The organism is Microcoleus sp. B9-D4 (assembly GCF_036705105.1).
In the GTDB taxonomy this organism is placed as follows: domain Bacteria; phylum Cyanobacteriota; class Cyanobacteriia; order Cyanobacteriales; family Microcoleaceae; genus Microcoleus.
The window spans coordinates 109,464-121,588 of the sequence record NZ_JAUBTS010000011.1 but is presented as its reverse complement, the minus strand read 5'-3'; the positions used below and the strand labels follow the sequence as shown (position 1 = coordinate 121,588).

General features: G+C 41.4%; 17 protein-coding genes. All 17 read right to left on the bottom strand.

The features are described 5' to 3' along the window. Positions 1-459 precede the first annotated feature (459 nt). The 17 genes from QUB24_RS09760 to QUB24_RS09680 all read right to left on the bottom strand — a co-directional run bounded on the left by QUB24_RS09760 (position 460) and on the right by QUB24_RS09680 (position 12,010). Positions 460-2,589 carry a caspase, EACC1-associated type gene (locus QUB24_RS09760; protein ID WP_333152879.1) on the bottom strand — a complete coding sequence of 710 codons (2,130 nt, stop codon included), beginning with the start codon at positions 2,587-2,589 and terminating at the stop codon, positions 460-462. Positions 2,590-2,831: 242 nt separating this feature from the next. After that, complete coding sequence (locus tag QUB24_RS09755) at positions 2,832-3,233, bottom strand: hypothetical protein (RefSeq protein ID WP_333152877.1); 402 nt, start codon at positions 3,231-3,233, stop codon at positions 2,832-2,834. A 455-nt stretch (positions 3,234-3,688) separates the two neighbouring features. Continuing rightward, a complete protein-coding gene (locus QUB24_RS09750; RefSeq protein ID WP_333152875.1) occupies positions 3,689-4,048 on the bottom strand; it encodes a hypothetical protein in 360 nt (119 codons plus the stop codon). 112 nt (positions 4,049-4,160) lie between these two features. Next, positions 4,161-4,412 carry a hypothetical protein gene (locus QUB24_RS09745; RefSeq protein ID WP_333152873.1) on the bottom strand — a complete coding sequence of 84 codons (252 nt, stop codon included), beginning with the start codon at positions 4,410-4,412 and terminating at the stop codon, positions 4,161-4,163. A gap of 254 nt (positions 4,413-4,666) precedes the next feature. Further along, positions 4,667-4,939, bottom strand: coding sequence for a hypothetical protein (locus tag QUB24_RS09740; RefSeq protein WP_333152871.1), 273 nt, complete (start codon positions 4,937-4,939; stop codon positions 4,667-4,669). Between the two features lie 72 nt (positions 4,940-5,011). Next, on the bottom strand, positions 5,012-5,959 hold the full coding sequence (locus QUB24_RS09735) for a DUF5131 family protein (RefSeq protein ID WP_333152868.1): 948 nt from the start codon (positions 5,957-5,959) through the stop codon (positions 5,012-5,014). Between the two features lie 62 nt (positions 5,960-6,021). Further along, positions 6,022-6,825, bottom strand: a complete 804-nt coding sequence (locus QUB24_RS09730; protein ID WP_333152867.1) for a hypothetical protein — start codon at positions 6,823-6,825, stop codon at positions 6,022-6,024. A 134-nt stretch (positions 6,826-6,959) separates the two neighbouring features. Further along, positions 6,960-7,439 carry a hypothetical protein gene (locus QUB24_RS09725; protein WP_333152865.1) on the bottom strand — a complete coding sequence of 160 codons (480 nt, stop codon included), beginning with the start codon at positions 7,437-7,439 and terminating at the stop codon, positions 6,960-6,962. An 86-nt stretch (positions 7,440-7,525) separates the two neighbouring features. After that, the gene (locus QUB24_RS09720; protein WP_333152863.1) at positions 7,526-8,002 is read right to left on the bottom strand and encodes a hypothetical protein; all 477 of its coding nucleotides are present in this window, start codon (positions 8,000-8,002) and stop codon (positions 7,526-7,528) included. A gap of 114 nt (positions 8,003-8,116) precedes the next feature. Then, positions 8,117-8,629 (bottom strand): hypothetical protein, encoded by a 513-nt coding sequence (locus QUB24_RS09715; protein WP_333152861.1) that lies wholly within the window; start codon positions 8,627-8,629, stop codon positions 8,117-8,119. A gap of 81 nt (positions 8,630-8,710) precedes the next feature. Further along, positions 8,711-8,980 (bottom strand): hypothetical protein, encoded by a 270-nt coding sequence (locus tag QUB24_RS09710; protein WP_333152859.1) that lies wholly within the window; start codon positions 8,978-8,980, stop codon positions 8,711-8,713. A 138-nt stretch (positions 8,981-9,118) separates the two neighbouring features. Next, positions 9,119-9,337 (bottom strand): hypothetical protein, encoded by a 219-nt coding sequence (locus QUB24_RS09705; RefSeq protein WP_333152857.1) that lies wholly within the window; start codon positions 9,335-9,337, stop codon positions 9,119-9,121. 122 nt (positions 9,338-9,459) lie between these two features. Then, complete coding sequence (locus QUB24_RS09700; RefSeq protein ID WP_333152855.1) at positions 9,460-9,693, bottom strand: hypothetical protein; 234 nt, start codon at positions 9,691-9,693, stop codon at positions 9,460-9,462. A gap of 4 nt (positions 9,694-9,697) precedes the next feature. Beyond that, the gene (locus tag QUB24_RS09695) at positions 9,698-10,294 is read right to left on the bottom strand and encodes an SLOG family protein (protein ID WP_333152853.1); all 597 of its coding nucleotides are present in this window, start codon (positions 10,292-10,294) and stop codon (positions 9,698-9,700) included. A gap of 43 nt (positions 10,295-10,337) precedes the next feature. Further along, positions 10,338-10,691 carry a DUF4326 domain-containing protein gene (locus tag QUB24_RS09690; RefSeq protein WP_333152851.1) on the bottom strand — a complete coding sequence of 118 codons (354 nt, stop codon included), beginning with the start codon at positions 10,689-10,691 and terminating at the stop codon, positions 10,338-10,340. Positions 10,692-10,759: 68 nt separating this feature from the next. Then, complete coding sequence (locus QUB24_RS09685; protein ID WP_333152850.1) at positions 10,760-11,362, bottom strand: alpha-ketoglutarate-dependent dioxygenase AlkB; 603 nt, start codon at positions 11,360-11,362, stop codon at positions 10,760-10,762. A gap of 138 nt (positions 11,363-11,500) precedes the next feature. Then, complete coding sequence (locus QUB24_RS09680; RefSeq protein ID WP_333152848.1) at positions 11,501-12,010, bottom strand: hypothetical protein; 510 nt, start codon at positions 12,008-12,010, stop codon at positions 11,501-11,503. Positions 12,011-12,125: the final 115 nt, after the last annotated feature.

Genomic DNA, 12,125 nt, shown 5'->3' with positions numbered 1-12,125 from the left:
TTGATCTGCCTCAAAAAAGATATGTGCGTGCGATCACGACTTTTTCGGGGGTAGATAACGGAGAATAAGGAGCGGCGGCGATCGCTACTATCATAATTGTCAATAAGCTCGTCATAATCGCTGATATTTTTTTTGAGGTTCAGGAGCCTTAACTCTTTGCTCATAAAGGTTTCAGCCGCGTTGTCACCCCGTCAGGGCACTTTCCCACAGTTAGTTTTGACAGTTGAACAGATTAAGCTGTTAGTCATTTAAATTTATTGCCTCAACCTTGCAATATGGGGTCTGGCCCACAAATAGTGCAGTTTGAATGTCGAACAGCTTATTTTGGCTGACCCAATCTTAGCAAAGAAGAAAATTAATGAAAGGCGAGTCCTCACGAGGTTGCGCTAGCGGCATCTGAAACTAAGTTCCATAATAGAACAATCAAACCCGCTAGCATTTACCCATCGTTCTCGGATATTAGCGTTCATAGTTACCAGTTTCTTGAAGTTTCTTAATTATTTCTTGACCTTCTTTTGTCTTAACTAGGTTGGCGTAAGCTGTACCCGCATCCTCCTCCTTTTGACCATTTCGCTTAATCACAATATATAATTCATTAGTTAGTGGATAATCTCCATTATAAATTGCCTCTATATTTACTCGGTTACGATTGCTTGCATTACACTCATCAGGGGATACAAAGTTACTTTGTTGATAGGGAGGGACAAATTTATTCCCATTTCTACCAAGGGGTAAAGCCTTGATGCGACACTGTGGGACTACTAATGGTGCTGAAGACAAAGTGATGCCACCGGGGTCTTTAGCAACTTTGTTAAACGCTTCGTTAGCGTTTGTTGCTGATGTCAAATCTGTGAGTTCTTGATTTTCGATTTTTAGAGTGCTTTTAATCCAATCGCTAGAGCTATTTGTATTACCACCAGACGTATAGATATTAATTTTGATATTTGGGCCATTAATCTCCTGCCAATTGCGAATCTTACCAGTGTAGATATCTCTCAATTTATCTATGGTAAGCTCGGAAATATTCAATGTAGGGTTAACAGCTACTGCCACACCGTTTTTGCTAACTGGAATTTGTTCGATAGCAAAACCTTTCTGCCGAGCTACACTTTTATCTTTATCGGAAATGGGAAGATTGGACAAAGCAAAATCTAGTTCTCCGTCTAATAACCTATTAATGCTTTCTCTCGACCCCACTTCAAGTTTACCTTGTTTATCTGTGGTATTAAATTCCAGATTAAACTGGTTATGAACGTTTTGAATTTCTGAGTCTAGTTTTGGATGAATAGGAGTCCATGCACCAGTACCACCGTAGGAAAATCTTCCTTCAGGAACATTTTTAACTTCGTCGAATGTAGCTGCCATTTGAGGCTTAAATCCTGGCGTCAGGGTTGAGTCAACTAGAGATTGACGTGAGTTGATATACGATAAAAAGAATGGTACAGGCACGAAAGTGCCAATAATCATTCCAATTACAAAGGATAAACAGGGTATTTTCCAAGGAACTTGCTTTTTCTTTTGCAGTTCCTCTATTATACGATTTTCGATGAGGGCTATCTTTTCATCTGTTAGTTGTAAACTTTGTTTAAGACGGTTCAAATTATTGCGTGTTTGATTGCTAATTGGATACTCCCAATGAATTGCTTTAACAAATTCTTCTCTATATTTTTTTAACTTTTGTTCATGTTCCTTAAAAGGTTTTAACACTTCATTTTCAATGACTTTAGCATCCTGAGCATTCAGTAATAAATTATCTCGTACACGATTTAATCTCTCACGAGCTATATCAGAAATATAACCACTATTTACCCAATGCTCAACTTTTCGGCGATATTGGCCCTTCGGGTCATTGATGGATGCTTTGGCAAGTTGAATTCTATAACCTTCTTTTAAGGCTGTAATCGTTGGTTTCATTGCTGGAGCAGCTTTTTGAACTTTATTTTTGGTATATTGATGCAATTCATCAACTGAGATCCAACCATCTTCATCCCGGTCAGCAGCTCCAGTCTCAATACCCTCTACTAAGTAACTGGTGTAAATTGAGAGATCTTCTTCGTGACCTCCAAAGCTATAGTCCCAGGCATTGGTAGAAGTGAGAACAGCTCGCCCTTCACCTCCCAATTCTTCCATCAGATCAATAAAACTATGTTCTTTAGTTAAGCCTTTAGTTGATAAGCCTTTGTAGGGGAACGCTCCGCTAAAGCAACAATCTAAAATCACTACCTGTCGCTTAGAAGCGCTATTCTCCATAATTTTATGCACAAAACTGGCTTCCACTCCTGTTGATTGGAATTCTTCTTTCTTCGTGCTGGGAATCGCAAAGTAAAGATTGCCACTGTTATCCGTGATACCATGACCCGAGAAATAAAGCAATACCACATCATTTCTTTGACAACCTGAAAATAAACTTGCAATGCCTCTCCGTATCTCCTCTAGAGTAGGATTTTCAAGAGTTCTCACATCAAAACCACCCATCTTTGGGTTCTGCAAGACTCGTTGCATTGCTTTTACATCTTGTAGAACTCCAGGTAATTTATTAAAACCATGTTGATACTCACTTACCCCAATCAGTAGTGCGACTTTAGCCATTTATTTCATAACCCTTTTGTTTTTACAATTTTTACCAATTCAACTGCTAATAATATTACTGCCCATCACTTTTGCTAACTACTAACTTAGCAATTACGCAAGTGTCGCAAACGTTATTGTTTAGGTCTGTAGTTGTGCTAAAGCGTTTTAGCGCAACTACGAATCGGCTTTTATCTGCCAATGAGATAAGTTTTATAGGTGTTAGTCATGTATTGGCTACTCAGGACTTAGTGTTTCTTACGCTATTTGGGATCTTCAGTCTCGTTGAGAAATTTTTCTGCCTTTTGCATGAGAGCCTCAATATCCTTCAAAGTGCTACCTTCCAAGCTTATTTCTGTACCTTGGGGGGTTTTGATTGTGAATTTAAGGGTTTTTCCAATCAGGCGACGGTGCAGCCACGAGATTGCACTTATAATATTTTGGCTATTAACTTCAGCCATCAATATTCCCACTATAAAACCTTCAATTGACTTGGCATCTTTTGGGATATCTTCATCTTCAACTGCAACCCGATTCACTTTTTCAAACTCATCTGAGTCCTTCATCTGTTGCAGTAGAGTTACCGCTAGCCGATTTAGTTCCTCATCTTCTAAGCCTGTAGTTGTCAAGTCAATGATGAATTGCACTGTGGATTCGTTTTTCATTCTTAACTCCCAAGCAGTTATTGTAGTTTTGCCTTATTTTTCATATACTCGTAATTTCACAAGTAGATCAGGATAAAATCGAAAATAACGTTTTTTTGGTCACTTCGTTGAGAGAGAACTGCGCTTGCAGGACTGCGGTGTGCAAGGAATGAGCGCCTGTCCCCGTGAAAACTGCTAGACTTAAAAGAGGAGGAATTTCTGAGGTTCACTGTGAAACTAGACAATTTACTGTTATCCATAGAAATCCTTGACAGTGGTGGCGCTCACCTTTTTCGTCTATACTGCTACTGATGCTCGTTTGTCAGAAAGACTTCCCAACCCAACACCCGAAGGGCAGATTGAAGTCAAACCATATCCCGTATACCGTTCGGCAACGGTTTGCTACGGTCGATCGATTACAGTTTGTCACTTTCTCAGGAACCGAAACAATTCGCAGTTCCTGTTCCTAAGAGAAGCTAAACTCGGATAATGCGAATTCGATCGGGTGGCATCCGCGTCAAGTTGGCTCGAACTCCGCGACTTTTGCCGTCGTAGACCGCAAGCATATAGTCAGCTTGTTTGCTCATGAAGATATCCTGAGCCGGATATTGACCAACGAAAACAAGCGGATATCCAAAGCAGAGATTACTGCCCGTTTCGTAAACCGTGACCTTGGGATACCTCAAAATGGTTAAGAAAACTAGGGCAAGTTGGTCAAATCCGCGATAGTTGCCGATTAAAATTTCGGCATCTAGTCTTGTGATATTGTGAATTGTTGTCCACATTTCATGGTTCATTTTTTCAAGTTTTTCGGTTCCTGTAAGAAAGACTTTCATCTGTGGTATGGTACAATTAGTTGGTGTTTTCGATACCTAATTGACTGCTAAAGGCGCAATGTAACAAGCGCGATGTTGCGGCGATGTAACAGTCAATTTTCCTGCTAAATTACTAGAGTCTTTTGAGGAGTATGACAATTCGATCGTATCGATCGGCATGACAACCGCTATCAAAAATGCCAAAGTTCTTTTGAGAGTAGTTGATGCCGAGTACCGAGATAACGCAGTAATGGCGGTAGTAAGGGAATAATATTGAGCCTAAATATGGCTCAATATATTCCATCTTAAACAAAGCTTTCGCTGTTAGTTTTTGATACTGTTGTTGGGTGTTTTGTCCCAAAAATCCTAAAGTCTCAATGTCCATTGGTCAACAATTAGCTAAACACTACCCCTCTACAGCGAAGCACCTACGACTGTAATAATTCAGTTGCTTGACTTCTGTAAGTTTGGCGAGTAAATCTTTGTTCACTTGTTCAAATGCTGCCACAGTTCGATTGCGGTTTAGATTGTTTGGATCAAGGATTATTGGTTTCATGGTTATTGATTTTAAGCGATTAACTAGCGATCGAAAGGCATTAAAAAAAAAGCCCCAGAGATTCATTTCTCTGGGGCTTTTTGCTATAAGTTCAAGATGCGTCGCAGCACTCTGTCTTCTTCGATCACAAAGTTAATGTGTTGGTAGCAGGCACTTATGCAATCAACAAGCCATGTTGCTTGCAGTCGATCGCAAAGTTTTTCAGGACTAGCTGGATCGAATACAAACGCTTCGTAGAAAGACCCCTCTACGAGGTTAATCATGATGTCGAAACGTTTGTATTCGATTAAAAGAGCTAATTCCGAGGTCATGTAGCTTGTATCAATGAAATCCTCGGTGTTTACTATGTGGTGCATAGATTTTGCCTCAAAACGAAAGAACAGAGCAATAAATGCTCATTTCCTTATCGCGAAGCGCCTTCAAGATTACTACTCAGGAAATTGTCGCACTCGTAATTCAGGAGGGAAGTCGTCAATATTGCCACCTTTACGATCGTTTGTTTTGAATTTGAGATGTGCAGAATTTACGGGATTCGAGCCTAACTGTTTTACGAATACGGCTGTTTCTGCTTTTTGGCATTGATAGACGATCGACTTAATCCAATTAGTTTCGCAGGCGCGTGCATCAGAACCGGACTCTCCGCCGATAATCGCCCAATTCAGCATTGATTTACCAATTCGATGTCCGCCTTGAAAATCGCACGATTGACATCCCACACAAATCCCAAGGTATTTTCGCAAGTCGATCCGCCCTAACAGCGGTTCACAGCTCAGAAATCGAATTGCTGCCGGGGTTTGCAGCAGGGATGGAATTCGATCGTCCGCAGCTTTTTGATTTTCAACTGAAACTCCCAGCCAACAATTCGACAAAGGCAGTTTCAAAGTAAAGTTGATATTTTTGAACCTTGTTTTTATTGGGTCGCTTTTGTTCCCCAAGAGGTATAAAGCGCGATTCCGAATCAGTTCTCCTCGAATTGGATTACTAAAGTATTCCCGCATCCGTTCCGGGCGCTTAGTAAGTATTTGAAAAGTATGGTGTGATGCGATCGCCATGTAAGCCCAGATTTGGTCAATCCATTCGTCAAGAACCCATTCACCGAATAAATCGGTCATCGAACAGAGAAATACTTTTTTGGGCGATCGCATTTTTATCAACTCTTGCATCACCTTCTCGTCAAAAATCAAATTATCTGGTGCAGAGCCTGAGTAAGAAAGGTGTGAGGCGAACTTGAAATAGTTACTTTGATTTTGTGTTTCGCTGTAACATCGGGCACAGCCGGGGCTGACTTTGCGGCACCAATGTCCACCATGTCTGCCGTCAGGTTTAACTAAATGGATGGGATTACAAGTTAAGTTCGTCCATTGAATATTGCTCATAATTTTGTCCTGTTTGTGTTGAGTTAAAAAAAAGCCGGGGATTTCTCCCCAGCTACAGCTATTTATTTGCCTTTGATTTGTTTGATGGCAGGAGTTGCTGCTAATTCGATCGCCTCATCAGGTGTAGAACCCATAGCCAAACACAGTTGCTGATTTTCAACCAAGCGCTGGTCAACACACCAGCCAGTGCCTAGCGTTTTGTCAGATTCGTAAATCTGGCGGGTTGCTTTGACAGCAGCTTCTTCAAAAGGATTTGCGATCGGTCGAGTGGTAGTGGAAATGTAGAAATACGTGCCGTAATTGCCCTCACTTTGGAGGAACTCGAATCGGAAAATGTTGTTGAAATATGCTTCCGAATGTTTGGCGATCGCATATTCATTGGCATCTCCTGGCATTCCTTCAGCAACCCATGAATTGAATGCCTCGCGTCCGAATGTCTCAATCAAGCCTTTCATCTTATCCTGCGATTGACGGTGGATGAGAAACGTACTCAGCTCAGAACACTTTTCATGAAAATAAGTTTTCATTTCACCAGCAACCGGTATTCCCCAGATTTCGGTGAAAGACTCATTTTCATAGTGAGGTTTGAAAGTCAGAGTCTTTTGTCCGATCGCACACACCGCCATCTCTACAAAACTGCCACGAGTCAGACCAGCTTTCTCAGCTTTAGAACAGTTCATTCCTTTGGTTTCGCCTGTGACAAACACTCCGTAATCTTTACTGCAATTAGCGCGATACCGACTAGGAATGGTAGGAATGCGAAAAGCGAATCCATCTATGACAATTGGGTTTTGCATGATTGTTTCAGTTTCTAGTTGAGTTGGTGGTTTAGTTTCTGTTTTTGTTTCTAATTGAGTTTCTTTCACTAAAAAGTCAAAGAAACTCAATACCTTTCAGCGAAGCATTACGATTGCTTTGAATATATCTATTAACTTTACCGCAGTTTCCCATTGCTTTCCCATTGCTTTCAACACTGGTAAAGCAATAGCAAACTGTCAAGTTAAATGACTATTTGGTTCAATCTTTCATCTTGGCAGAAATCTATTGCAGAGTGGAGGATATCCTCAGCAGCTTCTAAAGCATATTTTTCGTTAACATTGACAGGATTGCGAGGAAAAGCGTTTACCATGAAGCCTTTCCCTACATCAGTCTTAAATGGAACAAAACCTAATTCATAAATCTTGCCAGGTTCGTAGCTTGCGGGCGCGGAGCGCATCGGTAGGAAATCACGCTTTACTGTGACGAAAGTTGAAAGCGTTCCCCCAGAATCATTAAGGACAAATCCCCATATTTCTGTTATTGGCAATCGAGCAAGTACCGAATCGATCGTCAAAGTTAGATGATTTATCTTTATGATTGCCATATTCAGCGAAGGAAATTCTTGACCTTCTAAAACAAAGTAACCTTTGACTCGATTTTCTTTGTAGCGGACAAATGGCTCTACCTGGAAACTGGATTCATTGATTCTGATTATTGTCATTGTACAAATACCTTAGAATTGAATTTTCGTCGAATCAATAACCTAAAGCGAAGCATTTTAATGAATACTATCGCTTTAGGTTTATTTTAGCGTTTTAGGTAGTGAACATAAACCGCTAACCCTGGCACTTTATGCTCCGTTTTCTTAATGGCGATCGCCCTTTGTTTCCGTAACGTTTCTAAGTACACAGAAGTGAGAAACGCTTCATGTTTTGCTTCTGCTTCTGTCAGCATTTCTTGCAAATCATTAATGTAAGCTTGGCTAGTTTTGATGGCGGTTGCGTTCGATCGACACAGTTTCTCGTATTCGCGATTGATGTCTTCATCCAATCGGGTAACGCTAAGGTTTTTGTCATCGTACCGAGTTCGGAGCTGGACAACGATTTTGGCATTGTTATCGTTATAGACAACGTTTTTGCGAGAGTTTTCAGATTCCATAATCTCGAAAGCTTCGATAATCGCATCAGGTTCGATCGCATCTGATTCAACTTTTAATCTTTCAATTTGATTGCGAATTTCAGCAATCCGTTTCAAATGTGGTGTGGGAATCTGGGGAATATCCATGTTACAATTTTGTCGGTAAATACGGTGGATTCCGTGGACATAGAAACAGAATTGTGGTCTGTTTCTACTGTTTCTATGTCAACGGATTTTTTAACTGTTCTTGGCTACCAGTGACTACCAATCCAGTGCTGCTACGGCTGCTTGTTCAGGAGTGCCCTCAAAAGCATCTTCAAGTTGGGATAGTTGATGGTAAGTAGCAACTAATTCAGTAGCAGCTAACTCAGCATTATATTGAGCACCTTGTTCTTCACAAATAGGTTCCCTGTCGTACTCTTCCTCTGGAAAGAAGGAACCATCAAGCTCAGGTAAATGACGCTCAAAATGTTTAAAATCCCGATGGATAAACCATTCGGGCTGGAGTTCGATCGACTCAAGATGATTCTCAATCCATTTGAGGAAAGCAAACTTAACTTGCTCAGCCGTGAATGGTGCGGAATGTTGGCAATCAAGTGCTTGGAGTCGATCGACAATTTCATCCAGATTAATCAGTTTGCCGATCGCTTCTTCAAGAAGTCTGTCCGAAGCTTTCCAGGGAATCTGTGCATTGAACTCTACAGTTCTCGTATCTGGAATGTCGATGTGTGGTAAACTTGATGTGGAAGAAGTGGAAGATGGTAGAATCGACATAGTTGTTACTTCGATAAAGAATCAGTACCCCAAAGCGAAGCATTCACGAGGGGTACTTTTTGTGGGAATTTCTTCACTTGTTCAGAGTGAAGGTAAATTAATTCGGAAAACCGTAGCTTCAGCTTCAACGACGTTGTAAATATCGTTGCTCATGTGTTCAATTTTGGCTTTAAACCAACGCACAAACGCTAATTTGACATCGGAATCGTTGTCCACCTGACAGTCACAGATGCAGCGAAATTTAAGCGTTTCTACGATCGCATCAATATTGACTATCTTTTCAATTAGTAAAAGATAGTCGATGTCTTCTTCTGACCAAGTTTGCGGTGTCCTTGCTGAGTGGTTTTGCATTTAGAGACATAAACAAAAACAGAACACTCCCTTACAGCGAAGCATTATTTTGTTTTGTTTCTGTTGCTTATGTTGTGGCTGTAGGAGCTAGAGAAAAGCTTAAGAAGTCAGCTTATTCTCTAGCTAAAAAAGTAAAGATTACCACTCAATACGGCTTATCTGTGCCTCGGACATAAATCGACCGTCGCTAAACTCGTAAATCCAGCCAGTGGGAATTACGGGAGCTTCGTCTGGTATATAATGTCTAGAAATGATGTAGCCGTTGATGCTGTATTCTGGGAGTGGGATTGACCATTCGGCTCCAGTATTCCACTCAAGGGAGCGGTAATCTTGGATTTCAGTTTTTTCAATCAACATAAACAATTCTCGGTAAAGTAAACAACACTTCCTCATTGCGAAGCACCTTTACGAGAGACTTTGCTATTCAAATTCCCAGTAACAATAATGCTACCGGGAACAATGTTAATTCTGAATTTCTGTTACTGGGATTGAACCTGAGATTGAGCCTGAGCCAAAGAGTTTAACAGGTAAAGTAAACTGCCAGCACCAACCGCTGTGTAGGTAGTTGGAGTCAGATCGGACGATCGTTTGATGAGATAAATTCCGTCAGAAATTCGTTCGCAAGTTTCGATGTCGCCACGTTCAATGGCAGCATCGGCTAGCTTTTTGATTCGACCGTGGATGTGTTGGGTGATTTTCTTTTTTGATTTCATGTCGCTAAAAAAGGTTTAGTTGTTGATAGGCGGGTTCAATGATTACGAACTCGGATTTAGCTGGGATGTACTGATAAATGAGGAGATTGCGATCGCGTGCCATCTTGAAAGTTGTGGCAGTTCCGCCCCCAACGCCGTGAGGATCGCCGGAGAAAACTGCTAGGCAAATATCCGATCGTTTTACCATCCACTGATTGCGAGCTTGCATAACACCAGGGCTGTACTCGTCATAAAAGCATACTCGTTTAGTTGCCTGATCCAAAAGTTTCTTGTAATGGCTTTGTTGATGCGGTTTCCATAGCTTATGCTGATCAGCGCAAGGAATCACGGCTGTCCATTTCAGTTTTCGCCGAACTAAAATCTCTGCTGCAATTTGGTCAGTGCCGAGTGCCATTCCACACAAGAATTTAGTCACACCTTGATTGATTGCCATTGTGATAAGTTTATCGATCGGAATGTTGTAATCAAACCAGCGATGACCCGTAATCATTGCTGTGTTGTACTCTTTTTCGTCAAATGGTTCAGAGAATTTGTACTGAATTTCACGATTCAGAGTTCGATTGACTCGCTGAAGTAACGCTGGAATTTTGCTTGCTGCCATGAGTTGTTACCTTGAAAAAGAATCAACAACTCACAGCGAAGCATTACTTTAGTTTATCTGAAACTATCCAATTAATACACTTAACAACGACATCACCATGACAATCTAATGGCTTGCAGTAACAAATAAGTTTGATTGTTTCTCCATTGTTAACTCTATGGGCGATCGAAAATAATTCCTTGTAAGTGTCATTGGGATTATTGTGACCCATCACTATTCTCTTCCATAGCCATTTTCTGTAAAGTGCTATTACTTCGGCTCGATTTCCGTCTACACCAATTTTGTAAGGATTAGCTAAAGGACTTGATTCTAGTCCGAGAGATTTATTGGCTCTACCAATATAGATTTTATTTTCACCAACAAAACCATGTTGTTTACCGTTCACTACTTCAATCATAAAAACCTCAAATTAGATAAAAAAGCTAATAGAATTGCTGAAGTTATCAGCAGTTCTATTAGCAGTGGCTAGTACACTTGGCGGAAGGTGAGGTTGAGTCTGCCGTGGTTTTTCAGCAAGTTAGAAGTTCCTGGGATTATCTTCTTTACTGCGTGAAAAGCTAGTCGGCTTTTGCCATGCAGGATCAGTGCGTCGCCCGATCGGAGGATCAGCTCCGTTGTTGGATCTTTCCTGTTGTTGCCTCCGATGCTGAAGATGCAGTCGTCACCAAGCGAGATCGAGATTATGCAGGGCTTGAGGTTGTGCTCTGTGTTATCTTGATGCAAGCCTAGTCTGCTCTTGCTATTGGCAGCGTAGAAGTTGATTAAGCAGGTTTCGGGCTGGTAGTCAGGCTCGTCTACTAGGATGGCTAGTTTTCGAGCAATCTCGGTCAGTTGAGGAGGCATTGCAGCAAAGGGCTTGTTGCTTTCAGGGTTTAGCTTAGAGTAGCGATAGCCTTTGCGATCCGAGATCCAGCCTACTTGTCCGCAGCTAGTTTGGCTGCAATTGTAGCGAGCGCCGTTGGGCATTGTAGGAGTAGTCATCCCACCGTTAATGGCGGCTATGTTTCGAGCAAGTTCAAGGAGTTCTTCCTGTTGGGCGATCGTGAAGTAGTTCTGGAGATGCAGCATTAGTATGAAAAGAATTAGGTCGGCTCTCTATCGCGAAGCGCACCTCACCAATAACTTCCTGGTGCTTTCTGTGTTTACGAAAAGAGTTGGCGGCTTTAAAAAAAAATCCCTAGCTGATGCTAAGGATTTTCTTTTACTTTATTTGCAATCCTTATCAGTTCGGATTACTACTTCGCCAAGATTGCCAGCAGCTCCGCCTCTAACTAAGCAAAATCGCTTTCTAGTCCAGGGGTGGCTAAAAGTTATAGTTCCATGCTGGCCGTAGCTACCACCAATTCCGCTGTTAGTTTCGCTACTCCAGCTAATCAAGGTTGCTCGATCGCTACCAGCTTTACCTGCTACTTTCGCATCAATGCCTCTAAAGGTTGATTTGATGTTTATACCGCTGGGTAGTGGCACTTTAGCTCCGCAAATTCCACTTAAGCATTCAGAAATTGCTGGCTGATCACCTGTATAGATTGCTACACTTCGGATTTCGCCATAATTGATAATTGCATCGTATCTGCTTTGCTTAGCTGTTTGGATTAATTGCATATGGGCTGCTGTTACTTTTGCATACCCAATGACTGGTGTGGCTGCTAACAATGCAAGGGCTGCTAATTCACCAGCAATTACGATCGATACCAAAGATTCAGTTAAATTAGCCATGAGAGATACCTAGATAAGGGATAGTGAGTTGCAAATTTACAACTCACTCTCTTATCGCGAAGCGCCCTCCCCAACAAACTTCAATTGCTCTTTCTCTTAATTTCAAAGCCCCAAT